At 59.9% G+C, this 25,936-nt stretch carries 20 protein-coding genes; 8 read left to right on the forward strand and 12 right to left on the reverse strand.

Annotated elements, in window-relative coordinates:
- Positions 1-153: 153 nt before the first annotated feature.
- Positions 154-1,014 (forward strand): hydroxymethylpyrimidine/phosphomethylpyrimidine kinase, encoded by an 861-nt coding sequence (locus PQQ95_RS03075; RefSeq protein ID WP_408434799.1) that lies wholly within the window; start codon positions 154-156, stop codon positions 1,012-1,014.
- Between the two features lie 215 nt (positions 1,015-1,229).
- Here PQQ95_RS03075 and PQQ95_RS03080 read toward each other — a convergent pair whose 3' ends face one another.
- From PQQ95_RS03080 to groES, 5 genes are all read right to left on the reverse strand, one after another.
- Positions 1,230-2,678 carry a CDP-glycerol glycerophosphotransferase family protein gene (locus PQQ95_RS03080; protein WP_408434801.1) on the reverse strand — a complete coding sequence of 483 codons (1,449 nt, stop codon included), beginning with the start codon at positions 2,676-2,678 and terminating at the stop codon, positions 1,230-1,232.
- Between the two features lie 132 nt (positions 2,679-2,810).
- Entirely contained in the window at positions 2,811-3,227 is a 417-nt protein-coding gene (locus PQQ95_RS03085) for an FAD synthase family protein (RefSeq protein ID WP_408434803.1), read from the reverse strand.
- The gene (gene asnB, locus PQQ95_RS03090; protein WP_408434805.1) at positions 3,221-4,750 is read right to left on the reverse strand and encodes an asparagine synthase (glutamine-hydrolyzing); all 1,530 of its coding nucleotides are present in this window, start codon (positions 4,748-4,750) and stop codon (positions 3,221-3,223) included. The genes PQQ95_RS03085 and asnB overlap by 7 nt, the downstream gene beginning before the upstream one ends.
- Before the next feature lie 510 nt (positions 4,751-5,260).
- The gene (gene groL / locus PQQ95_RS03095) at positions 5,261-6,901 is read right to left on the reverse strand and encodes a chaperonin GroEL (protein ID WP_201641775.1); all 1,641 of its coding nucleotides are present in this window, start codon (positions 6,899-6,901) and stop codon (positions 5,261-5,263) included.
- A gap of 54 nt (positions 6,902-6,955) precedes the next feature.
- A complete protein-coding gene (gene groES, locus PQQ95_RS03100) occupies positions 6,956-7,246 on the reverse strand; it encodes a co-chaperone GroES (RefSeq protein ID WP_007178996.1) in 291 nt (96 codons plus the stop codon).
- 813 nt (positions 7,247-8,059) lie between these two features.
- On the opposite strand from groES, the gene PQQ95_RS03105 reads away from it, so the two are divergent.
- From PQQ95_RS03105 to PQQ95_RS03115, 3 genes are all read left to right on the forward strand, one after another.
- A complete protein-coding gene (locus PQQ95_RS03105) occupies positions 8,060-9,667 on the forward strand; it encodes a methyl-accepting chemotaxis protein (protein ID WP_408434807.1) in 1,608 nt (535 codons plus the stop codon).
- 420 nt (positions 9,668-10,087) lie between these two features.
- Positions 10,088-10,684 carry a hypothetical protein gene (locus tag PQQ95_RS03110; RefSeq protein WP_408434809.1) on the forward strand — a complete coding sequence of 199 codons (597 nt, stop codon included), beginning with the start codon at positions 10,088-10,090 and terminating at the stop codon, positions 10,682-10,684.
- Between the two features lie 79 nt (positions 10,685-10,763).
- Complete coding sequence (locus PQQ95_RS03115; protein ID WP_408434811.1) at positions 10,764-11,768, forward strand: hypothetical protein; 1,005 nt, start codon at positions 10,764-10,766, stop codon at positions 11,766-11,768.
- A 47-nt stretch (positions 11,769-11,815) separates the two neighbouring features.
- Here the strand turns inward: PQQ95_RS03115 and PQQ95_RS03120 are convergent, their stop codons facing one another.
- Both PQQ95_RS03120 and PQQ95_RS03125 read right to left on the reverse strand, forming a co-directional pair.
- A complete protein-coding gene (locus PQQ95_RS03120; protein ID WP_408434813.1) occupies positions 11,816-12,895 on the reverse strand; it encodes a glycosyltransferase in 1,080 nt (359 codons plus the stop codon).
- The gene (locus tag PQQ95_RS03125) at positions 12,895-14,148 is read right to left on the reverse strand and encodes an oligosaccharide flippase family protein (RefSeq protein WP_408434815.1); all 1,254 of its coding nucleotides are present in this window, start codon (positions 14,146-14,148) and stop codon (positions 12,895-12,897) included. Before PQQ95_RS03125 ends, PQQ95_RS03120 begins: the two co-directional genes overlap by 1 nt.
- 348 nt (positions 14,149-14,496) lie before the next feature.
- On the opposite strand from PQQ95_RS03125, the gene PQQ95_RS03130 reads away from it, so the two are divergent.
- Positions 14,497-15,687, forward strand: a complete 1,191-nt coding sequence (locus tag PQQ95_RS03130) for a glycosyltransferase (protein WP_408434817.1) — start codon at positions 14,497-14,499, stop codon at positions 15,685-15,687.
- A 142-nt stretch (positions 15,688-15,829) separates the two neighbouring features.
- Here the strand turns inward: PQQ95_RS03130 and PQQ95_RS03135 are convergent, their stop codons facing one another.
- On the reverse strand, positions 15,830-16,978 hold the full coding sequence (locus PQQ95_RS03135; protein WP_408434819.1) for an acyltransferase family protein: 1,149 nt from the start codon (positions 16,976-16,978) through the stop codon (positions 15,830-15,832).
- A gap of 282 nt (positions 16,979-17,260) precedes the next feature.
- Between PQQ95_RS03135 and PQQ95_RS03140 the strand changes: the two genes are divergently transcribed.
- On the forward strand, positions 17,261-18,754 hold the full coding sequence (locus PQQ95_RS03140; protein WP_408434821.1) for an O-antigen ligase family protein: 1,494 nt from the start codon (positions 17,261-17,263) through the stop codon (positions 18,752-18,754).
- On the forward strand, positions 18,751-19,968 hold the full coding sequence (locus PQQ95_RS03145; protein WP_408434823.1) for a glycosyltransferase: 1,218 nt from the start codon (positions 18,751-18,753) through the stop codon (positions 19,966-19,968). Before PQQ95_RS03140 ends, PQQ95_RS03145 begins: the two co-directional genes overlap by 4 nt.
- A 52-nt stretch (positions 19,969-20,020) precedes the next feature.
- On the opposite strand, the gene PQQ95_RS03150 is transcribed toward PQQ95_RS03145, so the two are convergent.
- Positions 20,021-21,763 carry an FAD-dependent oxidoreductase gene (locus PQQ95_RS03150; protein WP_408434825.1) on the reverse strand — a complete coding sequence of 581 codons (1,743 nt, stop codon included), beginning with the start codon at positions 21,761-21,763 and terminating at the stop codon, positions 20,021-20,023.
- Between the two features lie 228 nt (positions 21,764-21,991).
- Positions 21,992-22,612, reverse strand: coding sequence for an LbetaH domain-containing protein (locus PQQ95_RS03155; protein ID WP_408434827.1), 621 nt, complete (start codon positions 22,610-22,612; stop codon positions 21,992-21,994).
- 175 nt (positions 22,613-22,787) lie between these two features.
- Between PQQ95_RS03155 and PQQ95_RS03160 the strand changes: the two genes are divergently transcribed.
- Positions 22,788-23,288 carry a hypothetical protein gene (locus PQQ95_RS03160; RefSeq protein WP_408434829.1) on the forward strand — a complete coding sequence of 167 codons (501 nt, stop codon included), beginning with the start codon at positions 22,788-22,790 and terminating at the stop codon, positions 23,286-23,288.
- 31 nt (positions 23,289-23,319) lie between these two features.
- Here PQQ95_RS03160 and PQQ95_RS03165 read toward each other — a convergent pair whose 3' ends face one another.
- Both PQQ95_RS03165 and PQQ95_RS03170 read right to left on the reverse strand, forming a co-directional pair.
- Complete coding sequence (locus PQQ95_RS03165; protein WP_408434831.1) at positions 23,320-24,654, reverse strand: glycosyltransferase WbuB; 1,335 nt, start codon at positions 24,652-24,654, stop codon at positions 23,320-23,322.
- Positions 24,655-24,708: 54 nt separating this feature from the next.
- A complete protein-coding gene (locus tag PQQ95_RS03170) occupies positions 24,709-25,851 on the reverse strand; it encodes a glycosyltransferase family 4 protein (RefSeq protein ID WP_408434833.1) in 1,143 nt (380 codons plus the stop codon).
- Positions 25,852-25,936: the final 85 nt, after the last annotated feature.

The following is a 25,936-nucleotide window of genomic DNA, read 5'->3' on the forward strand; positions in this document are numbered from 1 at the left end:
CGTCGGGGCGCGCCCGGTTGCCGGTTACGTGCTGCGGGCCCGCGGCTACGCGTCGAAGAATGCGAAAAAACGCCTTCACAACAGTTTAGGCCGCATAATTGAGCCGATTGCGCACCCTCTGCGCCTAAATACAGCTCCTTTTTGCAAATCTTCATGCCCAGCGATACGCCTCCGATCGTCCTCACCTTCGGCCTTTCCGATCCCACCGGCGGCTCCGGCCTGCAAGCCGACCTGATGACCCTTGCCAGCATGGGCTGCCATGGCGTCTCCGTGCTCACGGGTTACACCGTGCGCGACTCGGCAAGCTGCGACGAAGTCACCGGGCTCGATCCCGAAGTGGTCGCGACCCAGGCCCGGATGCTGCTCGAAGACATGCCGATCGCCGCGTTCAAGGTCGGCGCATGCACGCGCGCGGAAGTGGTGAGCGCGATTGCCGAGGTGGTCGCCGATTACGACGACATCCCGCTGATCCTCGCCCCCGATTTCACGCTCGACGACGAACACGTACTCGCCGCCGATGAATTGCGCGAAGCGATCGCCGACCTGCTGGCGCCGCAGACCACCTTGCTGGTCGCCGATTCGACCACGCTGCTCGCCCTCGCCCAACCGGACGGCGACGCCGAAGCGCCGAGCCTCGACGCGGCGATCTCGCATCTGCTGTCGCAAGGCTGCGAGTACATTCTGTCGACGGAAACCGGCACGCACCGGCTCGTCAACACGCTGTTCAGCGAAGACGGCCAACTGCGCCAGGATATGTGGGACCGCGGCGCCCATCGGATCATGGGCATTACCGATACGCTCGGTGCCGCGATTGCCGCGTTGCTGGCCAATGGCCAGGAGCCCGCGGAGGCTGTGCGCGAAGCGCAGGAGTATCTGTATCAGGCAATGCGCAATGCGTTCCGGCCGGGCATGGGCGCGTATTTGCCGGACCGGTTCTTCTGGGCCCGCAGCAGTGACGACGACACGCCGCCTACGGCTGGCAAGGATGCAGCGCCGGGCGAAGCACGGCATTGAATTCCTCGGATTGACGCCGACACGCCCTCGGATGCCCGGAACACGATGAGCTCGGCTGTATCGATATAAAAATCGAGAGTCGGGCTCATCCGTATGACTGACACCGAGAGTAGTGGCCTACGTCAACATCGTCTGGCGGGCGCAACAAAAGAGAGCTCGCGACATCTCGCTCAAACTGCGGACGAACCCGTAGAGGCACTAGCGTCCGCGGGCAGTCAAAGCGCCTCGTCAATAAACTTGGGCCTTCCAGCTGGCTGACTGGACAGAACAGAATCAAGGCTTTTTAAAATCACAGCAACGCATCTGCGAGAGGAATTGGCGTCTCGATAATAATGCGCCGTTTCGATTTCATCCTTCAGCACCTCTGGATACGACGTGTCCGTCAAGACATTCGCCACGGCAGCCGAACACGTTTCCGCGTCGTTGGTGACGGGCGCAGGAATTCGATCTACTCGCTCCGCAATTAACGCCCTATTACCCGAAAGATATAACTCATGATCCGGGCGAAAATAAATAACAGGCTTCCCCGCATGCAGATAGTCAAACACAATTGAAGAATAGTCAGTAATCAGGACATCGACATTCTTTAAAATTGGATAAATATCCGTATTCTCTTTGATCAGAGTAATATTTGGAATCCCATCCAGAAATTCTTTTTGCCCATGCATTTCAAACGGATGAAGATTCACGACAAGATGAATCCCACGCCGCTTCAATTCGGCAGCCAGTTCACCCAGCTTGATATCCCTCACCCAGTCAGGTCTGCCGTCGCGCCAGGTCGGGGCGTACAAGGCTATTTTCTCACTTTTCCTCTTCTCAATTATATGAGAATAAGTAACCTCATCCACATTCAAAAGATCGTCCGAATCAACATTTCGATAAAATATATCGTTCCGGGCATACCCAGTTACGAAAAATTCATCGATCACCATTGCTTCCATGAACAGATCATAGTCGCCAGGCGCAGCAGCGCAAAACACATTATTATCGACCGCAGCCTTCAGAATGGTTGAATAGTGTAAATTTATCTCCCTGTTTATCCCCAATTTCTGCAGGAGAATTTTACGCAAGGGTGTGCCGTGCCATAAATTAATACGCAATGCCCCGGAAAGATAGGCATACAAAAGCGGAGGATTCGGCGGACCATCAACAAAAAAACCATCGTCGACCACAATTGCTGCGTCGAGCAGATGTTTAACAATGTTCGATCCGGACTTCTGCCAAAGCAGGACAGGAAGATTCAAATCCTTTAATAAATTAAAGGTATCCAGATTTAACGTCAAAAAGAAGCATGAAACATCCAGACCGTCCCGCTTGATAGACGCCATCATCTCCAGGTAGACGTACTTCAGATTACCCTCAAAGTGTCGAGGCGTATAAAATATTATGGTATTTTTCTTGTTTTTTCTTTTCGATACATGGGAAAAATTTTCACATATTTTTTCAGCTACCTTTCGCCTCTTTATAAATTCAACAGCCTCATTGATCTGGCTCAGCGAAATCTCTCTGGACGACGCGCGCCGCCCTTCTGCCTGTCCATGATTCAGAAAATGAGCATATCCCGAATTCACCACCCCGCTTTCTACAGCATTCAGCACATCGAGGTTTTCGGACAGATATGTTTCCTCATCAAAAATCTCAAATTTTTTTTCTGAAAATACCATAGATCAGCCACCAAGTCAGATTATGAAAAACAGGACGCACCATGCAAACTCAGAATATTGCTGCGGTGAACATAACTTGCGCAATACCCACTTCTGCGCACGGGAACACCGCAAAAACCGAGAATAGCGCCTTTATGCGCCCCTAAGTTTAGTCAACGTAGCATTAATCAACGTCGATGACGTCGATTTAGTGTACGGAAAATATATTATTTCCACACCGTGATCGGACAGGCTGGCCTCGTACTCCTTCCACCGCTCGTTCTTATACCAATCATCGCCAACAAACATAATATTGAATTTATAACGATGAAAGGCGTCTACTTTGTCCATCGAATCCTGCGGCACGGCAAGATCTACGTATCGACAGGCCCTGACGATTTCGATTCGCTCAGAAAACGAAATGACTGCCCTTTTGTTTTTATAGGCAACCAGTTCATCTACGGTGACGCCAACGATCAACCGATCGCACATGGACTTCGCATTTCTAAGCAGATTAATATGGCCCACGTGAAAAAGATCGAAGACGCCAGTTGTATATCCGATTACCATTTCAACTCCTCGAGCATGAGCTTCTGGAAGAAGGCATACTCCTTTTTTCTATCCGCACGACCAAGACTGGCGCTGAAACCAATCTTTTTTCGATCAAGTGCGCCTCGCAAACCAAAACTTTCCGCAACAGTCCTCAACGGAATTTTCGATTGGGTAGCCGTAATTTTTAGGGACGCGGGTCGCCGATACATATAATTGACAAGCGACTTATTCACAAAGGGGACGCGCGCCTCTTTTGAAGCAGCCATCGACGCAAAATCCATCCGCCTCAACAGTCCGGGAAGATGAAGATCATAGAAAAAGTCTTCCACGAATTCTGTGAGCGTCTTTCCAGCGCGGATCGTCTCGATATACTGGGTCAGTCGATCAGAGACCGCTGTCGTATCCGAATATCCATAGCGATCAAGAAAGTCCCTCACTCCTTCCCATTTCCCCATGGTAGACCAACGGTAGATTCCATCGTAGCCAAACAGTAATTCGTCGGCCCCTTCTCCGGTCAAGACAACTTTTTCGTCGTCACTCATCGACTTACATGCAAGATAAATCAACCCCTCGTTAGGGACCGAAAGAGGCTCCCCTCGAAGTCGGGTCAATTTCCGCCAGCTCTCAATTAATTGATCCGAGGACACTTTCCGGACAACGACTTCACGCTCCAGATGCCGGGCCGTTTCCATCGCTCCTTCGGCTTCGTTATTCTCGTTCAGCCCAACCGTATACGTTCGCTGAACCGATGAAAGGGCCGTAATAACTGCGCTATCAAGTCCGCCGCTTAAAAGGGCGACGTTGGAGACATCGCTTAGCTCATGGGTTCGCACAGACGCCGAAAGCAATTCCTGAAACTGGCTGTCGGAGAATGTTTCGACACTGGGTGTTCGCTTCCAGTATTGGGTGACAACGCCGCTTGCCTGAACGATTGTTCCGGGCTTTACTTCATCCACATCAATGAAAAACGATGCGCCGGGAACTGGACGACGAATCAACTTCCATTCTTCTATCGATCGATCGCAAGGGCGTGCGTTGACAAGACTTGCGACAACGGCGGCTTCGGAGCCAAGCGCCACCATATCGTCCGAACGATATATAAAAAGCGGCTTTATCCCAAAAGGATCTCGTGCGGCCAGCCAATTTTTATGCTCGCTATCGTAGATAACAAGCGCGAACATCCCATCTAGCCGGCTTAGAAAATCAATGCCGTGGCGTGCAAATCCCTCAATGATTGTTTCGGTATCCGATGTTGTTTTGAAATTTACCTTCAGCGATTTCCGCAAATCCAGGTGATTGTAGATTTCGCCGTTGAACACCATGAGGTAGCGCCCGCATGCGGAACGCATCGGTTGATTCGACCGCGCAACGGGATCAATTATTGATAGCCGATTGTGCCCGAGGAGAAACTGCCCCTCATTTTCGACAATAATCTGCTGGGCATCCGGTCCGCGCCATGATTGTGCATTCAGGGCGGTCTCAAACCGCTCCCGGCTAACAGGACGTTCCGAATTTTGCTGTAAAAAAATTAATCCACACACGTCCTACTACCTCGAATAACAGATTTGGCCCGGAGTTCAAATGGGATTACATGCCGCCTCAGTAACCGAAATTTGTTCGCGCACACAAAAACTGAACTTCCGTCGCTTCAAAAATACCTCCGCAACGGAAAAATGAAATCTAAAAGGATGGCTTAGTTCGCCCTTTCATCGCGCTTTCATCAGCCCAAGCGCGCTACTTCCCGCGACCGTCCAAGTGAAAATTGATAGCCCAACCACAAAATGATGTCAGGACAATGAAACGCAGCGGATTACGATTTGTAAATCGTACTTTGTCATTAGACGAAATGCTGTAACATTTAATTACGCCTGTAATATTCAGCCACCTATTCGTTACCACCTCGACAGGCTAGCGAGATCAGGCGGCCCACCGCCAAAATCTATAGGCGAAAAAAAACCCGCATTTCTGCGGGTTTTTTACTTGAGAAGTACGCCTCGCGGCACACTTCCCCATGTATTTCCAACTGAGCCTCATACGAGGCCCAATCGAAATTACATGTCCATGCCCATGCCGCCCATGCCGCCGGGCATACCGCCGCCCATCGGAGCATCTTCCTTCGGCAGTTCGCAAACTGCTGCGTCGGTGGTCAACAGCAGGCCAGCGACCGAAGCTGCGTTTTGCAGCGCCGTGCGCGTCACCTTCGTCGGGTCCACGACACCAGCGTCAACCAGGTCGACGTACTCGCCCGTTGCAGCGTTGTAGCCGTAGTTGCCCGTGCCAGCAGCAACCGCCGCCACCACGACGCTGGCTTCTTCGCCACCGTTCGTGACGATCTGACGCAGCGGCTCTTCCATCGCGCGCAGCACGATCTTGATACCTGCGTCCTGATCGGCGTTAGCGCCCTTCAGGCCAGCGATTGCCGTACGTGCACGGATCAGTGCGACGCCGCCGCCAGCAACGATGCCTTCTTCCACAGCTGCGCGCGTTGCGTGCAGTGCGTCTTCGACACGTGCCTTCTTTTCCTTCATTTCGACTTCGGTCGCAGCACCGACCTTGATCACTGCAACACCGCCGGCCAGCTTGGCCACGCGTTCTTGCAGCTTTTCACGGTCGTAGTCCGACGTAGCTTCTTCGATTTGCGTGCGGACTTGCTTCACACGTGCTTCGATGTTTGCAGCTTCGCCAGCGCCGTCGATAATCGTCGTGTTTTCCTTGCCCACTTCGATACGCTTCGCTTGGCCCAGTTCAGCCAGCGTTGCCTTTTCGAGCGTCAGGCCGGTTTCTTCAGCGATGACTTGACCGCCGGTCAGGATCGCGATGTCTTCCAGCATGGCCTTACGACGATCGCCGAAGCCCGGAGCCTTGACAGCAACCGTCTTCAGGATGCCGCGGATGTTGTTCACAACCAGCGTAGCCAGCGCTTCGCCTTCGACGTCTTCTGCGATGATCAGCAGCGGACGGCCAGCCTTGGCGACTTGTTCCAGTACCGGCAGCAGATCACGGATGTTCGAAACCTTCTTGTCGTGCAGCAGCACGAACGGGTTTTCGAGCACAGCAACTTGCTTGTCCGGGTTGTTGATGAAGTACGGCGACAGATAGCCGCGGTCGAATTGCATACCTTCGACAACGTCCAGCTCGTCTTGCAACGACTTGCCGTCTTCAACGGTGATGACGCCTTCCTTGCCAACCTTGTCCATCGCTTCAGCGATACGATCGCCGATCGACGAGTCGCTGTTTGCCGAGATCGAACCGACTTGAGCGATTTCCTTGTTGGTCGTGCACGGCTTGCTGATCTTGCGCAGTTCTTCGATCGCAGCTGCAACAGCCTTGTCGATACCGCGCTTCAGATCCATCGGGTTCATGCCCGATGCAACGTACTTCATGCCTTCGCGGACGATCGACTGAGCCAGGACCGTTGCGGTCGTGGTGCCGTCACCTGCGTTGTCGCTGGTCTTGGAAGCCACTTCCTTGACCATTTGTGCGCCCATGTTCTGGAGCTTGTCTTTCAGTTCGATTTCTTTCGCGACCGAAACACCATCCTTGGTGACCGTCGGGCCGCCGAAGCTGCGTTCCAGGACAACGTTGCGACCCTTCGGACCCAGCGTGACCTTCACAGCGTTCGCGAGGATGTTCACGCCTTCAACCATCTTGGCACGGGCGGAATCACCGAATACGACGTCTTTAGCTGCCATCTTCTAACTCCTTGAATTCTTGGGATATAGCCGGGTAAGTAGCGATTTGCTCGCTTACTTCTGCACCACGGCCATGATGTCTTCTTCGCGCATCACGAGCAGTTCGTTGCCGTCGACCTTGACGGTCTGGCCTGCGTACTTGCCGAACAGGACGCGATCACCCACTTTCACGTCGAGTGCGATTTGTGCACCCTTGTCGTCACGCTTGCCCGGACCGACTGCCAGGATTTCGCCTTGATCCGGCTTTTCCGCTGCGGCTTCGGGGATCACGATGCCCGACGCAGTCTTGGTTTCTTGATCCAGACGTTTGACGATCACGCGATCATGCAAAGGACGAAGGTTCATACATACTCCTCTCTTGATTGAGACTGAAGAACGCTGAGAAAACCCGGCTGGCTGAGCCAACCGGCGATGTTGTTAGCACTCTCGTGCAGCGAGTGCTAATTATATGGACGGGTGGTGACAAATTCAAGACCAGTTGGGAAACGAGGGGCGAGATTCACGTAACGCTGCCCCCCACTCGCTTCAGCCTGAGCCTTGCGCGGCAGCGCGAACCGGCCAGCCATTCAAGTCATATTTGAAATCAATGACTTACACCCCTCACCGGCCACACTCGGTTTGCCGGCGCAAGCGCCAGAATCGGCATTCGTTCAAGGACTTGCCGCGGCGAGACTAGCGACCTGATGCCATACCAGGGAAATCCCGCGTCCTGATGGCAACTGGGAAATGCGTCTGAATCCGTGGGGTAGGAAGATCTGCCCGCAGACGCAGATTCGTAAGGTCTCCGGAGCCTGGTCCGGGAATTCGGCGTGCATGGTACGGCAGACAACAAGGATGATCTTGTCGGCAACGCCAGAAATCCCCCTAGGCGCGAACGATTTGCCGAGTCTGAATAGAAGTCCGGAATAACGCAAATGGCCGATCCAAATAGATCCAAATGATCTCATCCAGGACGGCAACGTTCGATCCAGACCAAAGAAATTGATCGCATCAGGCGAAACCCTCACCGCCCGAATCTACCTGCTGCAAATGTCAAAAAAACAGTTATTTCCACTACGCGAAGTGCACTAGCATTGCCCGGCTAACAATAAACCGGCCAGCGCACGCATTCAAATACGTCAATCGCCGCGCGGCCTAACGACCAAAAAAAGAACCGCCATGGCTCAAATTAACGTGTCTGCGCGACTGGCGCTTGGCTTCGGCACCGTACTCTTGCTGCTCACGGCCATTTCCGCAGTGGGGATGAGCGGAGTGGCCAGTATCCGCGGCAAACTCGACGACATCGTCGAGGTCCACGACGTCGAAACGGCTCGCGTAACGAATCTGCGGGGCGCGGTGAGCGGCATCGCCATTGCGATCCGCAATATGGCCTTGTTGACCGACGAGAAAGACGTAGCCAGCGAGCAGGCGTCCATTGCGAAGCAGGAAGCGGTTTATACAGAGAACTATCAGGCGCTTGGACGCCTGTTCAACGCATCCTCGCTGACAACCGACGACGAGCGCCGATTATTCACCGTGCTTAAGCAGGAAGAAGCCGCAACCTTGCCGCTCGTCGAAAAAGAAGCACGGAGTTGGGCGCTGTCGACTGATCAGGACGCGGCCGTGAAGGTCCTCGTGAGCGAAGTGCGTCCGAAACAGGTCGCCTGGCTATCAACCCTCGACGAACTGCTGACACTGGAACAAGCCCGCAGCCGGGCCGCGGCGAACCGCGCCACGTCCACCTATGCGACCTTGCAGGTGGTCACCGCCGTCTCGGTGGCAACCGCGCTGCTGATCGGCTTGACGGCAGCGGTTCTGATTACGCGCGGCATACTCAGGCAGCTTGGCGCGGAACCCGCCGAGGCACAGCGCATTGCACGGGAAATCGCCGCCGGCAATCTCGCGGTGACCGTCAAACTGAACAAAGGCGACACGCATAGCCTGATGGCCTCGCTCGACACGATGCGCGTGCAACTGACATCCATCGTCACGCAAATCAAGACTTCGGCAGAGTCGATCGCAGTACGTGCCGTCGAAACGGCCGAGGGCAACGTCGATCTATCGCAACGGACTGAGCAGCAAGCCGCCTCGCTGCAGCAGACGGCTGCCAGCATGGCGGAATTGACTACCACGGTCCGGCAGAATAGCGAGGACGCGATGCAAGCGAGCGCGATTGCGAACATGGCTTCCGACACCGCCGTCCAGGGTGGCCAGGTCGTCAAGCGCGTCGTCACGACCATGCAGGACATCTCCACGAGCTCTTCGAAAGTCGGGCAGATCATCAGTGTGATCGAAGGCATCGCGTTCCAGACCAATATTCTTGCGCTGAACGCCGCGGTCGAAGCGGCCCGCGCCGGCAATCAGGGACGTGGATTTGCGGTGGTCGCGAGCGAGGTGCGCACGCTGGCGCAGCGTAGCGCGGGCGCGGCCAAGGAAATCAAGGCGCTGATTGAACAGTCGGCCGGGCATGTCGTAGCCGGCGCCCATCTCGTGACCGAAGCAGGCGCGACGATTGACCAGGTCATGCGATCGGTGCATCAGCTCACCGGCATCATGGGCAAGATCGCACAGGCATCGACCACGCAAACCGCGGGCATCGAGCAGGTCAATCACGCCGTTGCCGAAATGGATAAGGTCACCCAGCAGAATGCGGCACTCGTCGAGCAAGTCTCCACCGCGGCGCGATCCATGGCCAGCGGTGCAAGCGGCCTGCGCGATTCAGTCGCGGTCTTCAGAACCGGCGATACACAGGAAGCAGACACGGCCGTGCATGGCGAGGTTGTCTAACACACGGCACCGTCCAGCCCGGCGAGAATCGCTGCGAGGACGAGATTACGGATTGGCGTCGGCACTGGCGAGAGGATGCCCGATCCAAAAGTTGTGAGGATCGGGCTCAGAAATCCGCACGCTCGCGTCTCTATCGTCGAAGCCCCGACTCACCCGTTGCCGCTCCCGGGGCACGGGGAATTCCCCTACGTTTTCGCCGCGTTTCCCGCCCTTTCCCGTCGAGGTGTCTTGATTCGACTGCAGGATGGCGTTTTCGCGCGCTATACGGCGCGTTGCGTCGACAGTGCCTGGTGTTACGCTCAGGAAAGCAGCCTTCGCGGCATTGAGCCGCCGTTCAGCGGCAAAATCAGCAGCCACGAGAACATACCGCGAAGCGCGATTGCCGGCGAACGGCGAAACATCGCTGCGGGAGCGACTGCGATGGGAATCAGAATATATACGGCGTTGACGCTATGGGTCTTTAGCAGTGCTGCCTTCGCCTGGCAGCCGCTCATCTATCCAATCCGAAGTCAAAGCGCCTATCAGCGCAGCATCGACACCGCGATGTGCTACGCCGCGGCCAACGAGCAGACCAAGATCAACATCGCGCACGAATCGCAGCTTCCGCCGCGCAAACCTGCGGCAACCAAAACGTCGTCGACCGGCGTGCCTTCGCGGCCACCGTTGCCCTCCAGCACTTTTTCAGCGACCCCGCCTGGCGCAAGCATGCCCGCAGCAGCGACCGCTACCTCTGCCTCTGCCGCAAGCGGGTCCGGTGTGAGCACTGCAACGGCCGCGGCAACAACGAAAACAGCAAGTTCGACCACGGCAACCGCAACGACCGCGGCCGCCACGCCGGCATCGGCAACCAGCGCGGATAACGGCGCATCGGAGACGGCAGCCGCCGGCGCGGCACAGACGGCCGCAGCCTCCGGCGTGAAGCTGCCGCCGCTGCCGGCGCCTGAACCGCCAATGACACAGTATTGGGCCGCGTATGGCGCGTGCATGCAAGCAAGGGGCTACGTCGTCGCACAGTAACCCCGATTGCAAGCTTCGCTGCCGTGCCTGTTCTTCTTGATTGTGGCGCCGGCATTCGACGCCCATTTGCGAAATGGCAATGCTTAGCGACGTTACTTCCGATCAGCATGATTACCCCCAATGCGGGCACTGTGGTGCGTCGCTAGCCGGTCGCTTTACGCCGTGCACCGAGTGCGGCAAGCGTCCGGTCGATTCGCTCGGCGCGCGCCGCATGCCGCGTCCGCCCCTGAACGTGCCGTTGAGCGACACCGAGCCGATGCCGGCAACCCGGCTGACGACGCCGCGAATCTGGCGCCCGTCCTCGCGCGACTTAGCCGATCCGTATCCCGCCGCTCAGGAGTCGTCGACCGCCGTCCCCGTCTTGCAGAGACTGCGCCAGCCCGTCGTGCTCGGTATATCGATGCTGGTCGTGGCGTCCGCCGTGTATCTGGGCTTCATTCATAGCAACGACCCGGACGACGACACGCCTGTTGCAGTGTCCGGCAAAGTAAAAACCCAGAACGTCAAGCCGCCGGTCGCCGTCGCGCAGCGGCCCGCGCCGACCATCGTCGCTCAACGGCCCGTGAAGCCCGCGCCCGTCCGATCTCCCCCTATCCCGCCGCCCGCTGCTGCGCCATCGGCTCCGCGGCGCATGGTGACGGCATCGGCCGAGGCAAAACACAATCCGGGCAGTCCGTCCAACACGCCACCCGTCAGACCGTCCGCGAATGCCACGAAGCAGATCAGGTCTGCCCGCGCCAATCTGCAACAGAACAATCTGTCGGCGACGAAAGCCCGTCTGGCGGCAGCCATCGCGGCCCAGCCGGATAACCCTGACGCGCTGCGCATGCGCGAAGCCGTGGCCGAGCGCGAACAGCAGCGGGACGCACTCTTGAGCGTGGCACGAGCTTGCGGCTATGTCGCACGATGGGCGTGCGTCTGGCACAAGGCCGGCGACGCGGCGAAGATCGATTCCAGCAGCAAGGAAGCCCAGCGCCTGCTGACCCTCGCGCTGCACGAGTCGGAACTGGCGAGCGCGTGGCCGCCGACGCCCGCGCCCGCAACGACACCCGACGAACGCAGCCTCGCCATCAGCCACCATTGAACGTCGGGTGCCCCGGCACAAGCAACAGGGTGTGACGAGGCGAAGACCTAGCGAGCCGACACGGCGAGATGACGGCTGACCTGATGCGCGATCGCCCGATAACGGGCCGCCGTATCCCTGAGCGTCAAACCGGCAAGCGAGCGTTGCGCCCGCGCCTGACCCAACGCCGCGACCACGGCATCCGCATAGCGCGGCACGTCGTCCGTATCGATCAATTGCACGCCGGGAAATCCATTCGCGAAGGCAAACGACGGAATCTTGCTCGCGACGATCGGAATACCGGAGGCCAGCGCTTCAAGAAACGCCACGCTATGGGCCTCGGAGCGCGAAGGCATGACGAACACACTCGACTCGGACAGCACGCTCGCCACATCGGTGCGCGGACCGCCCACCACCACCCGGTGCGCGATCCCCAACTCCTCCACGAGGCCAATGACGGAGCGCTGATAATCCGGGTCCTCGACCACGCCGTACAGCGCGAGGCGCGCGTCCGTGACCCGCTCGAGCACCTGGCCGAAGGCGCGCACCGTCAAAAGCTGATTCTTCACTGACGCATACCGCCCGATCTGCACGACCTGAGGCGCCCGATCGTTGTGCGCCGCGCCGTCGGTGAATGCAAAGCGGCCGAGGTCGACCCCGTTGGGCACCACGGTCATCGAAGGATGCGGCCCGATGGCCTGCACATAGTCGGTCATGCCCTGTTGCGATACGCTGATCACCACCCGGGCGCGTCCCGACAGAATGTGCTCGACGCGCCGGAACAGCGGCCGCTCGAAGTCGTTAGTCGCCGAATGCATGACGTAGACGACCGGCACCCGCAGCGGCAACGCGCGTGCGTAAAACGAAGGAATCGTCGCGTGCGCGAAAATCACGTCCGGGCGAAACCGCCGCACCGTGAAGAACAGATTCCACAGTTTGCCGGCGAGGCGCCTGCGCCGCGAAGGAAACCAGCACTGCACGCCATGCCGCTGCAGCTCGTCCTGCAAGGACAGGAATTCGGCGTGCGCGGGCAACAGCGAGGCCACACACACGGCCATGCCTTCAGCGCTTTGATCGATCGCGAGATCCTTGGCGAGCACTTCGGCGCCCGACAAGCGCGGCGCCAGAACCAGGTGTAGAACGCGCATCACGAAGTCCTTGCAGTCAGCGTTCTGAACAGCATCCACGCCGCGGCGCAGCCAAGACCAAAGGTCATGGACCAGGCAATGCCTGTCACGCCCCACCAATGAACCGCCACAGGCACGCTGGCCAGCAGCACGACGACCTGAATCAGCGACGCATGCACTGTCGCCTTCGCGTCACCTACGGCGCGCAGATAAGCGACCAGCACGGCAATCAACGCGCCGATCGCCATGTTGATCACCAGAATCCTGAACAGCGGCACCGCGGGCAACCACGCCGCGCCGAGAATCAGCGAGAAGAGCGGCTCGGCGATCAGCCTCAGCACCTCGACGAACGCCGCCAGCCCGATTGCGATCACGAGCAGATAAATCTTGATGAGCCGCGACGCTGCCTGCGGACTCCTGCGATGACGTGCCGCGAAGGTGGGAAAGAGATATTGCGACATCGCGATCGCGGCGTCGGCGAGCAGCATCTGCGCGAGCCGCGACGACATCTGATAGCTACCCAGTTGCGCCGGGCCGAGCAGCTTGCCGACCACGACCTTGTCGAACTGGTTGAGCAGCAGGTTGATCACGCTGCTCGCCCAGATCCAGCGGCTGAAGCCCACGTAGTGACCGATGCCTGACCATACGGCACGGATCGGCGGGCGCGGTTTCATCGTCGCCCAGGTGAGGATGCTTTTGAGGCTCTCGCCGGCCACGAGGCCGAGCAGCACCGAGGCCGCACCGGCGCCGAAATACGCGAGCCCCAGTCCGACCGAACAGTCGACAAACGACGCCCCGACCTCGACGCCCGCAATATGCTGGAAGCGCCGCTCGCGCTGCACGAGGTAGTAAGTGGGTGATGCCAGCCCGCGCAACAGGGGCAACAGCGCGGCAAGCTGAATCAGCACCATTGAGCCGTTCAGATGAAACTGATTACTCAGCAATGGTGCAAGCGCGACCAGCAGCAGTGAGATGAGCACGCCGCGCGCGGTCAGCGTCGTCCACAGCGCGCCAAGTTGCGAACGCGTCGGCGGATGTTCGCCTTGAATGACCGCTTGCGCGAGACCCGTGTCCGACAATGCTTCGGCAATCGCCACCGCGAGCAAGGCCACGCTCACGCTGCCGATTGCCGCCGGCCCGAGCATCCGGCCAATCGCAAGAAATTTGACGGCTATGAGTCCGCGCACGGCGAACTGCTGCAATAGCACCCACGTCGCCGCACTCGCGCCGAAGCTGCCCGCTATCGAGAGTGCCGGAAGCCTGATCGCCCGCAAGCTGTATCTCCGTCGAATCGGAACGCCGTTGAGTCGACCGCCTGCAGCGATTCAATGCATCGCTGCGAAACGCCGCCGGCGCATGGATTGTTAGGTTGCACCAGCAAGCTGGCGAGTTTTTCATCGAATCCCATATACGACCTTACCGCGAGAGATTCGGCAACAACCGCCATCAGCTAGGCCAGTTCAGCCGAAGCCATGACGCGCTAGTACGTTTACCCACAGAACGGGTCAAATAGACGAATTCACCGACGCCGCCGATGCTAACGTTATTCAGCTAGCGCCCCAGACAGCCGGCGCGAGGGCGCTTTTCCACAACGCAGTCGACCACTGAAGATCACTGAATCGATGGAACAAGACTACGTCCTGATTGTGGAACCCAACCTAACAGGCCATCGCTGGCGCTATGTCGAGTGGACCATGCAGGCCTGCACGGAAGCCGGCTATCCCTGCATTCTCGCGACCGAATCCGCCAACGAAGACCATCGGCTCGCCAGACAGATCGTCGCCGCGAATCGCGCGGATCTGCAGATCGCGTTCGTCGATCCCGAGGAGCGGCCGCGCGGGGTGCTGCGTGCGTCGAATCAGTATTCGCGCTTTCACCGCTATTTCAAGCGCGTGTATCGAATCGTCGGCCACGCTCAGCCGATCAGGCTTGTGGTCGTGCCTTATGTCGATTACTTTTTCTATGCGCTGCCGTTTCTCGGCTCGCCTTTTCGCAAGACCCCGTGGATCGGCATCACGATGCGCTCGACCTTCCATCATCACAAGGTCGGCATCAAGTCGCCTGATCGACCGATTGTGAATGCGGTCAAGGCGCTGCTGTTCAAACGCGCGATCCGGTCCGTCGGCCTGCGCACACTGCTGACGATCGACCCGACTCTGCCGGAATGGTCCGCGCACAATGCGTCGAAAAACAGCGCGGCCGTCGCCTATGTAGCGGATCCGTTTCCGGACGAGCACGCGGAGAATCCGGCGCTGGCCCGCCAACGGCTCGGCCTCGACTCCACGCAGCGTTATCTGCTGGTGTACGGCTCGATCACCGAACGCAAGGGCATCTATGAACTGGTCCACGCGCTGACGCGTCTGGAGCATGCGCCCACGCTGATCGTCGCGGGGGAACAGGATGCAGGCACGCGCCATTTCATGCGCAATCATGTGCGCAGTCTCACGCCCGCGCCGCTGATCCTCGATTCGTTCATTGCGAACGACGTCGAACGCGATCTGTTCTCCGCCTGCGACGCGGTCTGGCTAGGCTACAAGGGACATTACGGCATGAGCGGCGTGCTCGTGCAGGCCTACCGCTTCGGCAAGCCGGTGATCGCAACGGAAGACGGACTGATCGGCTGGTTCAGCCGGCGCTGCGAACTGGGGCCGATTCTGAAGGATCTGAGCTCCGCATCGATCGGCCAGGCGATTACCGAAACCATGACATCGTGGCCCCACGATCCGCAGGCCGTTCCGGCTGCCGGCGAAGATCTGCTGTCTCGGCATACGCTCGGGCAATTCAAGCAGACCTTGCTTCAGCAGATGGCTTGATCCGGCAGCGCGCCTTGTCGACACACGGCTCGCCGTGGCAGAAACTCAAAGCGTCTCGTGCTACACGCTATGTCAACACGCGGCAGCGCAGGCGGCTGGTGCGAAACCAGGCCGCATACGGTACACGGTCGGCCGAACGCAGTCAGGACAACTGGCCACCGGCCACCGGCACCGCTTCGCGCACCGAACTGTTGCGTTTTGCCGGAAACAGCGCGTTGCGCATCAGCAGGAACGGATACTCGATCGCGCGCGTGGTTACGTAGCCGATCGCAATCGCGAAAGCGAATTGCGCGGTAAGCGCCACAATCCAGATGACACTCGGTGCGAGACCCATGGCGGTCGCTTTGCGAATCAGCATATCGCCCGGGGCGAGCGCGAGAGAATGCCACAGATAAATACCGTACGAATAGAGGCCGATCCAGGCAATTCCGCGATACACCCACGACGTTTTGAGCGATCCCGAATACTCCAGAACCAACACGATCAGTGCGGCGAAACCAAGCGCCTGAATCGTGTAGCCAATGCTTTCGTCGAGCGCGATGTGTTTCGTTGCAAGGGCGAGCCATGCGCACAGCAGCACGACACTGGCTATCAGCAACCACTTGCGTTTCGCGATCTGATGATAGACACCCGGTTTCATCCAGTAGATCGCGGACAGAATCACGCCGACCAGCAAACTGTCGATCCGGTATTGCGTGTACGCGAATGCCCCCTCCAGGTTGCCGCCCGCCACCGCGAAACAGCGCGCGGTAAGCACCACCGCGCAGATTGCAGTGAGCACGCTGACGATCGTCCACGCGCCGAGGCGCCAGCGCGCGAACAGCAACAGTAACGCCGGCAAGACGAGATAAAAGTGTTCTTCGACCGCGAGGCTCCAGGTCTGGGTAATCGAGGTGCCCAGATAGTTCTGCAGATGGGTCAGGTTCTGAATCAGAAACGTATTCCACGGATGGCGCCCGGCCAGCACATGAAACGCGATCAACACGTAATACGCCGGCCAGATGCGGAAAATCCGCCGGATGATAAAGCGCTTTGCGTCGACGTTACCGGTTTCTGCATACTGTCGAAGCAGCAGGCCACCCACCAGAAAACCGCTTAGCGTAAAGAACAGATTGACGCCTTCGCGCCCGAAATTCTTCAGGGGGTATTCGACGATCTGGATCAGGAAGTTACCGGTCTGAACGGCATGAAAATGAAAACCCATCACCATGATAATGGCGATGCCCCGCACGAAATCCAGCTCGATGGCCCGGCCGGCTGTCGCGGATCCCGCCCCGCCGAATAATTTCATGTTGTTCTCCCCTCTCACCATTCGCGGGCGCATGTCCCTTTTTGCATCTTCGGTGGCGGCACGCGTGCGTGCGCGCCAACATCAAGGTATTGGCCGACAACATGAACAAGTGTGCGCGCGTCTTGCAGGGAGCGCCCTTGCCACGGTCGCCAGAACCCAGGCAATGGGCGACGAAACCCCGTGAACAGGACGGCCGCGCGGGGATATTCCCGCACAATGACCCGATGCGAGACCGTCCGCTTTACACCGACGGCGGATCGACAGCACGGGGAGGAATCAGCAATGCGCCATCAGTATGCGACGCTCTGGATATGGTTTTTTCTGCTACCGCTTGCGCTGGACTATAAAGCGCCCGACGCCAACGTAGGCCACTTTGTCCAGTTCGTATTCGTCATCCCTGTGGTCGCCGCAGGACTCGCGCTCGTCCTGGTCGCGCCACGCTTTCACAACGGCTCGCGGCTGCGCTCGGTCGTCACCTTCAGCATGCTGCTGTGCGTGCTCGGCAGCGTCGTTGCCCAGTTCGTTCAGGATAACGACACCGGCAACTATCTACGCGTTCTCCTGCCGTTCCTGCTGTTTTTGCTGGGCTATTTCGTGGCGTGCCGTCCGTGGAGCGAATACAGAATCTCGCAGTTCGAGAAAGCCGTGTTCGTCGCCAATGTGATCTGTCTCGTGTTCACCTTCGTCTATGGCTTAGCCACGAGCGGCGACCTCGAAGACGCGCGCTTTCGCATCATCTCCGTGACGTTGCTGGGGCTGCAAGCCGTGCTGCTGCACGAATTCGTCGTCGCCAAACGCTTTTCGTTTTTCACCGTCGCGGTGTTCGCGTTCAGCGTGATCGTCGAGCTGCTGAGTGTGACGCGCAGTCTGCTGGTCGGCACGGTCTTGCTGTTCCTGATCGCGATGGCACTGAGCGCACCGTCGATCCAGCTTATCTGGCGCACGGCCGCCCGCAGCGTGATCACCGGCGCGGTGCTGGCCGGCGTGGTCGGCATCGTGGCCGTGACTTTTCCAACCGTCACGGAGCACTGGACGCAGCGTATTTTCGCCTCCGAGGAAACCGTCACCGGCAAGGATCCAACCACGATCACCCGTCTCGCCGAAATGCGCGATCAGTACGACCAGGTGACGGCGTCCCCGGAAACGCTGCTGTTCGGCGAAGGCTACGGGCACTATTACCGCTATTCCCCCGTTTACCTGCCGGACCTCGCCGGCCAGATCAGCGAGAAAGACTTTTACGCAATCAACGAATGGCCGGCGGGTCACAATTTCTGGGTCTATCAACTCTTCGCAGGCGGGCTGCTGTTCGGCATCGCCATGCCTTTGGCGACCCTGGCCGCGCTGGTCATCTGCTTTTTCTCGTATCGCTACTGGCGCGTGGTGGTCCCCGATGCGCCCATGCTTCCGGTGCTAGGCCGCGCCATCATGCTGTTTGCCGCGCTGCCGGCTACGTCGATCGGCGGCAATCCGCTCGGGCCGCGTTTTTCCGGGCTGGTATTCGGCGTCGCCCTCGGCCTGATGATCGCCACGCATGCGCGATTGCAGCGCGCGCTGCCGGCGCGGGTGAAGCACGCACCGACTCCGCCGCATGTGCACCCGGCCGCCATGCCTGAATTGCCGGGCAGAATCCAGCCCGGCATGGGTCGCTCAGATCTCGCGACGACCCTCGGCTTGTCGCGCGCGGCAAACACCGCGCCCGGTTCCAGCCAGTTCGGCGCTCTCGTGTCGCACACCACGTCGACGCAAAACGCCAATCGACCGAATATCGTCCGATGAAAATTCTCCATTTGCTTGCAAGCGTCGATCCGCGCGCCGGCGGCCCGGTTGAAGGCGTGCGCCACAGCGGCGCGGCGATGCAGAACGCGGGGCACGAAATCGAAGTGGCCACCTGCGATGCCCCCGGTGACGCCTATCTCACGTCCTTCCCGTTTCCGGTCCACGCGTTCGGCCCCGTCAACAGCCGCTACAGCTATAGCGCGCAACTCGCGCCGTGGCTCGCCGCCAACGCGAACCGCTTCGACGCGGTCGTCGTGCACGGCTTGTGGCAATACCACGGCTTCGCGGCATGGAAAGCACTGCGCCAAAGCAACGTGCCCTACTACGTGTATGTGCATGGCATGCTCGACCCCTGGTTCAAACAGACCTACCCCCTCAAGCACCTGAAAAAATGGCTGTACTGGCCGTGGGCCGAATACCGGATTCTGCGCGACGCACGCGCCGTCATCTTCACGACGGAGGAAGAACGCGCGCGCGCCCGTCAATCATTCTGGCTGTACCGGGCGCATGAACGGATCGTGCCGTACGGCGCGACCGTGCCGCCGCTCGACGCAGCGACTTCGCGCGAAGCATTCCTGCAAGCGGTGCCCGGTTTGCGCGGCAAACGCATCGTGCTGTTCCTCGGCCGCGTGCATGCGAAGAAAGGCTGCGATCTGCTAATCGACGCGTTCGCGCGCGTCGCGGGCCGCGATCAATCGCTGCATCTCGTGATTGCGGGTCCCGATGAAACCGGCTGGGTGGCCAATCTGCGCACCCAGGCGCAGGCGGCCGGCATCGCGCACCGCCTCAGTCTGCCGGGCATGCTGCAGGGCGATCTCAAGTGGGGAGCGTTTCATGCAAGCGACGTCTTTGTTCTGCCCTCGCATCAGGAGAACTTCGGCGTGGCGGTTGCCGAGGCGCTCGGCTGCGGCCTACCGGCGCTGATCTCCGACAAGGTCAACGTGTGGCGCGAAATCGAAGCGGACGGTGCGGGGATGGTGGCCGCCGATACGGTCGACGGCACTGAAAGGAATCTCGTGCGCTGGCTCGAACTCGACGACACTGCGCGTGCCGCCATGCGCGCTCAGGCCGTTCGCACTTTCGAGGCACGCTTCAGGGTCGAAATCATGGTCAACGCCTTGACCGCGCTGCTAGAGACGAAGGGCAGCATCGGGGAAACGCGTGAAAACACGCTCACCACGCTGCGCGAAGCCACGACTCAACCGAGCCGGTGAGAGAACAGATAGCGCGGCGCCTGCCGCACGTTAGTTAGTCACCGGCTGTTCTTCACTGCTCCTTCATCAACGGCGTCAAAGTCGAGGCTGCGATCGGCAAGGTCTCGACTTGAGGCTGCTGTGTCTGAATCGATATCAGGGGGCTGTTCGCGGCATCGCCCCGCGTATTGCCGACAATATCCGGCACATCGAGTTGCCGCACCAGATGACCCGCGAGGCGTAGCGCAAGCGCGGTGATCGTGATGGTCGGAAAGTTGGCGCCGACGGTCGGAAACACCGAGCTGCCCGCCACATAAAAATTGCTCATCCCGTGCACCTTGCAATCGCGATCGACCACGCCTTCGCGTGGTGAATCATGCATGCGCGTAGTGCCCATGTGATGCCACGTGCCTTCCAGTTTCTCCGGCCAGCGCCGGCCTTCGAGCGGCGCGTCGAGTTCGACGTCCGCAATGCCGGCCATCTGCAGCTCCTGCGCGAGCAACGCGAACGTTCTGTCGAAGGTGCGCTTCACCTGTTCGCCCAGACGCCATTCCACCTTCACGCGCGGCATGCCGAACCGGTCTCGTTTATCAGCCGACAACGTGACCCGGCTTTCCGGATCGGGCACCGCTTCGACGATCGCCTGCAACGTCACATCTGTAATCAGCGCGGGCCATTGCAGGAGCCGCGTCAAACCGTAGCCCACGGTGTGCAGCGGATGCGCGACCATCGTTGCAAGATCGGTTTTCAGGCTGCGGCCCGGCTGATCCTTCTGCAACAGCGCTTCCTTGCAGTGGATCAACGCTTCGGACCCCGCGGTTCCTTCACCGTACCAGCGCGAATAGAGCCACACGCGCGAATTCAGCAGCTTCTCGCGTTCCATCAGCTCCTGTTTCGGCGCGAACTGCGAGGATATCTTCGTGCCGTGCGCCGACACTGCGGCGTTCTGATAGTGATACTTGATGTCATACAGTTTGTTGCGCGCGTTGCCCGGGCGAAAACGCACTTTCCCGGACATCATCCGCGGATGATCCATGAAGTAGCGGCCCACCAGGTCGTTGGCATTGCCGAGGCCCGAGGCCTGCACGTTGTTCGAGGCGAGCAGAAGGCGCGCATTCTCGATGCCGCCCGTGGCCAGCACGAAAATCTTCGCGGTCACCGTCAGTTTTCGACCACTGATGGTCGCCACCTGTACACGCGAAACGGACGTGCCCTGAGCATCGGCGTCGATATTCTGCACATTGGCATACAGAAACACGCGCACCCGCGCCGAACGCGACAGCTCGTCGCGATAAGCCTTGCCGAAACGCACGGGCGGGCTGAACTGCGCGACGGTATCGCGCATATCGCCGGTTGCGAGCGGTATGCGGCGCACGTCATGACGTCCGATCTCGCGCTCCCAATAGGCGGGGTCGAAATTCTGCGGGCCGAGCTTCAGCAGTTCGTGTGTACGCGCATAATACGGCGCCAGTTCGTCGAGTCCGAATGGCCAGCCGCTGTGCGGGATCCAGTCGCGCTTGTCGAAGTCCCACGGATCGAGCGGGCGGCACCAGCCACCCCAGCAGTTGCTGCTGCCGCCGAAGTAGCGGCTGCGCGAGCCGTCCGCGAACCAATAGGGAAGTCCGGCGTTCTCGCCGCGATAGAGGTCGCGGGTTTCGTCATCGGGCTTGAATCCTCCGCTCTCGAGCATGCAGGCGTCGACCCCCGCTCTCGACATCTCACGCGCAAGGGTGATGCCGGCAACCCCTCCGCCGATGATGCAGACCGTCGTTTCAACGACCGTGTTGTGTTCAACCGTGCGAGTATCGATGAACATCCCGACTCCCCATCTTCTTCATGCATGTCTGAGTGCGTCAATCCGGCTACTTATCCAACCGGGGCTGGCAAGCAAACCACGCACACGTCGTTGCCGAACGCATCATCGGCGTCGCCGCGGTTGTCGATCGAAGACATCGATCGGCAATCCATTGCGGCCGCCGACATTCCGGCTTGTCAACGACCTGGCCTCCTCAGCGTATAAACGCTGCGGTTCTCTTTCTGTGCTTCAGGTCACGGAATCGAAACGGTTCCGGATAAAACGACATGGATTGCCGCCATACACGCCTCCTGCTTCGAGCGAACGATGCACGACGGACAACGGTGTCACCACGGCCGACCGGCCGATCGTCACACCCATCTGCACAACACATTTCGACGTGATCCAGACGCCGTCCTCGATGACGATCGGTGCGACGCGCAAATCCATCGTGGTGCTCATATCGTGAGAGCCGGCGCTCAGGAACGTCCCCTGGGAAATACAGACATTCGAGCCGATGCGGATCAGCGCCTGGTTATAGATCCAGACGTCGACGCCGAACCAGCAGTTGTCGCCCACCTCCAGGTTCCACGGCGACTTCACCCGCAATGGATGCACGAAGCGGCAACCCGTGCCGATCTTCGCGCCGAACAGACGTAACAGCGCAACCCGGACCGACGAAAGCGGCAGCAGCTTGTTGTTGATCACGCAGGCTTCCACGACAAACCAGATGAGCTCGGTCAGGGCGCCGCGCTTCGCGCGATAGTTTCCCTTTCCGGCCAGACTCAGATCGATGACGCGGCCATTCTCGCGGACGCCTTCGACTTCCGGCATACGCCCGATGTGCGGATCGTCGGCAGCGTTACCCATCAGATTTCTCCAGACCACGAACGGGAATCGACATCCCCTGCGTCAGGCTTACATTATGTTTCGACTCCTTACTGTCACCCGCTCCATGGCCGTACGAGCAAGCGTTTTGGCGGCTGCACGCGTGCTGGTTGGCGCACGATAGCGCTATTGCGACCGCATCTTCCTGGGGCATACGATGGCCATCTCTTCCCGGCATATGACACCTTCGCTGCTTCTCGCCCTCGCCCTCTATGCCGCACCGGCGCTCGCGCAAAACGCAGGAGCGCCCGCGCCCGCCGCACCGGCCCTTGCCGCCACGGCTGCGACCAGCTACAGCACTCCCGCCCCAGCAGCGCGCGCCAATCCGGGCGCGGCGAATCGCAACAGTGAAGCGCAGTTGCTCGGCGCCCCACGCGAATATGGCTCGCCCGACACGCAACAAGGCAATACCGCCGACGCCCAGCAGGCAGCCCTGCTCGACGAACAACGCATGACGGTGTTGGGCGGCGCACAGCCTGCCGTGCGCAAGGGCCAGCCCAACAAGGCGCAGATCGCCGCCAACGGCAAGGTGGGCGCGGCCGGCCAGCCAGGCGGTCCGAATGCCGCCGACCGCCTGATGCCCGACGGCGCCGCGAAAACCACGTACGCCGATCCGTTCGATGCGGGCAAGCACGCCGTCTACAAGTCCCCGTGGTGATATCGCATTCATGAGATGGCCGCATGCCGGTTCAATCCGGCGCGGCTTCCTCCGTCGTAGCCGGCTTGCGCCGCCGGGCCGCAGCGGCTGAAGACCTCGGGCCGCCGAAATACGGCGTCTCCCCCGTCGCATGCTTGCTGCGTGAGCCGCGGCCCAGCGCCGCGAGCCGCGCTTCGAAGGTGCTGATCGTCGACTCCGGCGATAGCGCGAGTTCCGCGTAACGGCGTGCCGCCTTACCGAGCGCCGCACGGCGTTCGGGATCACTTGCCAATGCTGTGATCGCCGTCGCCAAAGCCTTGACGTCGTCCGGCGGCACGACCAGGCCGCGCGGCGACACCGCGTCGTAGAGAGCCGTGCCGTGCCGCGCCATGGCCACCACCGCGCGGCCGCTTGCGAACATGCCGGTGAGCTTCGACGGCATCACCAGATCCGCGGCATCGCCCCGTTGCGGCAGAACGTGAATGTCGGCGAGATTGAGCAACTCGTTCAGGCGCTCCACCGGTTGCAGCGGAATAAAAATGCAGTTCGCCAGTCCCGCGCAGCGTTCGAGCAAATTCTCCTTCGCCGCGCCGCTGCCGCAGAAAACAAAAGTGACATCGGTCCGCGCGGCAAGCGACGCCGCCGTATCGGCGAGCGTTTCGATGCCCTGTTTCGCGCCCATGTTGCCCGAGTACAGCACCACTTTCTGGTCGGCCGGAATGCCTAGCAGGCGCCGGTAGTCACTCGCGCGCGTCAGCGGGAAGATGGTCGATGCATCGACCCAGTTGGGCAGACACACAACCCGCGAAGGATCGACGCCCTTGAACACCGCGCGCGAACTCATTTGCGGCGTAATCGACGACACGGTATCGAAGCGCCGCAGCAGCGTGCTTTCGATCCAGCGCGCCACACGTGCCGCGCGTGAGCTTTTGAGAAGACCCAGATCGAACGCCGCGTCGACTTCGAAGTCCTGAATATGCAGCCACGCACTCGCGCTCGCGAGACGCGCGAACACCAGCGCAGCGGGTGCGCACATCAGCGTCGGCGCGATCAGCATCGCGGCATCGGGGCGCCATAGGACCTGCCGGACGAGCAGCGGCAGCGAACTCGCCGCGAAGCTCGCCAGATGCAGCATCCGCTTCAGACCGCTGGGATGCGCCGGCACCCATAGCGGTGCGCGCCAGATCGTCACGCCGTCGCGCGTCTCGCACCGATACCGCCATGACACATAATTCGCCGCCACGCGCCACTCAGGGTAATAGGGTGGCGCACATACCACGCGAACCTCGTGGCCGCGGCTAGCCAGCAACACCGCCATTTCCGCGGTGTACTTACCCACCCCCGTCAGTTCAGGCGCGTAATTGAGGCCGTAGATCAGAATCTTCATTGTGACTGCCAGAACGGGTTAGAGCTTCGCATGGGCGACGAACCGTGAGGCGCGTCAGTCGCTCAGCATCAGCGCGCAGCCACGCGCGATATTGGCGGCGGCAGAAGGTGGATCGAAACGGCGAATCACATCCATGCAACGGCGCGCCGTGCCGCCGGCGTCGGCGAATGCTTCCATCGCCTTGAGCATCGTGCGCTGCAGCCCGGCAACATCACCCGCCGTGAATGCATAGCCGCTCACGCCGTCGATCACCAGTTCCGGCACACAACCACAACTCTCGCTGACCACCGCCGGGCAACCATGCGCAAGCGCCTCGTTGACGACGAGCCCCCACGGCTCGCTATAGCTCGGCAGCACCATGCAGGTCGCGCCGTAGTATTCGCGGGTGAGCGGTTCGTCCTGCAAACTGCCGGCGAAAGTGACCGCGTCGCCCAGTTCGAGATCGGCCACCTTTGCGTGCAGCGCGTCCGCCATCGGCCCGGTGCCGACAATGCGCAACCTGGCCGCCGGAACGCGGCGCCGCAAGCCGGCGAACGCCTCGATCAGCGTGCCGATGCCCTTCTCTTCCGAGAGACGGCCCACGTACAGAAACACCGGTGGATTGCCGGCGCGGGCAGCGATCCGCTCGACCAGCGCACGCTCCGGCGAAAACGATCCGGGCATTGCCGCGGCCTGGCACGGCACGAAAATCTTGTCGCGCTTCGCGCCAAGTGACAGCAGATACTCGCGGCTGCGCTCGCCGAAACCGAAATAGCCGTCGCAGAGCGAAAAGAACACGCGCTTCGGAATCGACGTCAGCAGCTTCTTGGGCCGGTCGCGCGCGGTCGAATCGCAAAACACCGCGCGCCGCTTGCCGGTCAGGATGCATGCCGCCAGCATCGCCCAGTATTCCGGACGGTGATAACCTGGCAGAACGATCAGATCCGACTTGGCGCGCAACACTTCCCACGTGAGCCGCGCGATCATCTTTATCGTCGGCACATCTTCGTAGCAACCGTCGAACAGCTTCTGCATCGGATAGCGATGGTACGAATAGTCGACGTCCGAAAAGCCGACACGGTCGTGCTCGGTATCCGCAATCTGCACCATCGAGTAGCGAATCGCACCGGATGCCGAGATGTTATGCAAGGCAGAAAACACAACACCCTTGTGGCGCGACCACACGACGTTGTGGAAGATCGTGACTGACGCAGTCATTTTTATGCCGCTCCTCGAAAATCGTCCCTGTGTGCGTTGCACGCTGCTCGCGCGAAACGCCCCACGCGCTCCCTCGTTGCCGGAA

The sequence above is a fragment of the Paraburkholderia caffeinilytica genome (genome assembly GCF_046030355.1).
Taxonomy (GTDB): Bacteria; Pseudomonadota; Gammaproteobacteria; order Burkholderiales; family Burkholderiaceae; genus Paraburkholderia; species Paraburkholderia caffeinilytica_B.

Coding starts and splice junctions, on each gene's coding strand:
- PQQ95_RS03105 (WP_408434807.1), top strand. CDS start 8,060: ATGGCTCAAATTAACGTGTCTGCGCGACTGGCGCTTGGCTTCGGCACC.
- PQQ95_RS03150 (WP_408434825.1), bottom strand. CDS start 21,763: ATGTTCATCGATACTCGCACGGTTGAACACAACACGGTCGTTGAAACG.
- PQQ95_RS03110 (WP_408434809.1), top strand. CDS start 10,088: ATGGGAATCAGAATATATACGGCGTTGACGCTATGGGTCTTTAGCAGT.
- PQQ95_RS03140 (WP_408434821.1), top strand. CDS start 17,261: ATGCGCCATCAGTATGCGACGCTCTGGATATGGTTTTTTCTGCTACCG.
- groES (WP_007178996.1), bottom strand. CDS start 7,246: ATGAACCTTCGTCCTTTGCATGATCGCGTGATCGTCAAACGTCTGGAT.
- PQQ95_RS03165 (WP_408434831.1), bottom strand. CDS start 24,654: ATGAAGATTCTGATCTACGGCCTCAATTACGCGCCTGAACTGACGGGG.
- PQQ95_RS03135 (WP_408434819.1), bottom strand. CDS start 16,978: ATGAAATTATTCGGCGGGGCGGGATCCGCGACAGCCGGCCGGGCCATC.
- PQQ95_RS03080 (WP_408434801.1), bottom strand. CDS start 2,678: ATGGTATTTTCAGAAAAAAAATTTGAGATTTTTGATGAGGAAACATAT.
- PQQ95_RS03075 (WP_408434799.1), top strand. CDS start 154: ATGCCCAGCGATACGCCTCCGATCGTCCTCACCTTCGGCCTTTCCGAT.
- PQQ95_RS03085 (WP_408434803.1), bottom strand. CDS start 3,227: ATGGTAATCGGATATACAACTGGCGTCTTCGATCTTTTTCACGTGGGC.
- PQQ95_RS03130 (WP_408434817.1), top strand. CDS start 14,497: ATGGAACAAGACTACGTCCTGATTGTGGAACCCAACCTAACAGGCCAT.
- PQQ95_RS03145 (WP_408434823.1), top strand. CDS start 18,751: ATGAAAATTCTCCATTTGCTTGCAAGCGTCGATCCGCGCGCCGGCGGC.
- PQQ95_RS03120 (WP_408434813.1), bottom strand. CDS start 12,895: ATGCGCGTTCTACACCTGGTTCTGGCGCCGCGCTTGTCGGGCGCCGAA.
- groL (WP_201641775.1), bottom strand. CDS start 6,901: ATGGCAGCTAAAGACGTCGTATTCGGTGATTCCGCCCGTGCCAAGATG.
- PQQ95_RS03115 (WP_408434811.1), top strand. CDS start 10,764: ATGCTTAGCGACGTTACTTCCGATCAGCATGATTACCCCCAATGCGGG.
- PQQ95_RS03160 (WP_408434829.1), top strand. CDS start 22,788: ATGGCCATCTCTTCCCGGCATATGACACCTTCGCTGCTTCTCGCCCTC.
- PQQ95_RS03155 (WP_408434827.1), bottom strand. CDS start 22,612: ATGGGTAACGCTGCCGACGATCCGCACATCGGGCGTATGCCGGAAGTC.
- PQQ95_RS03170 (WP_408434833.1), bottom strand. CDS start 25,851: ATGACTGCGTCAGTCACGATCTTCCACAACGTCGTGTGGTCGCGCCAC.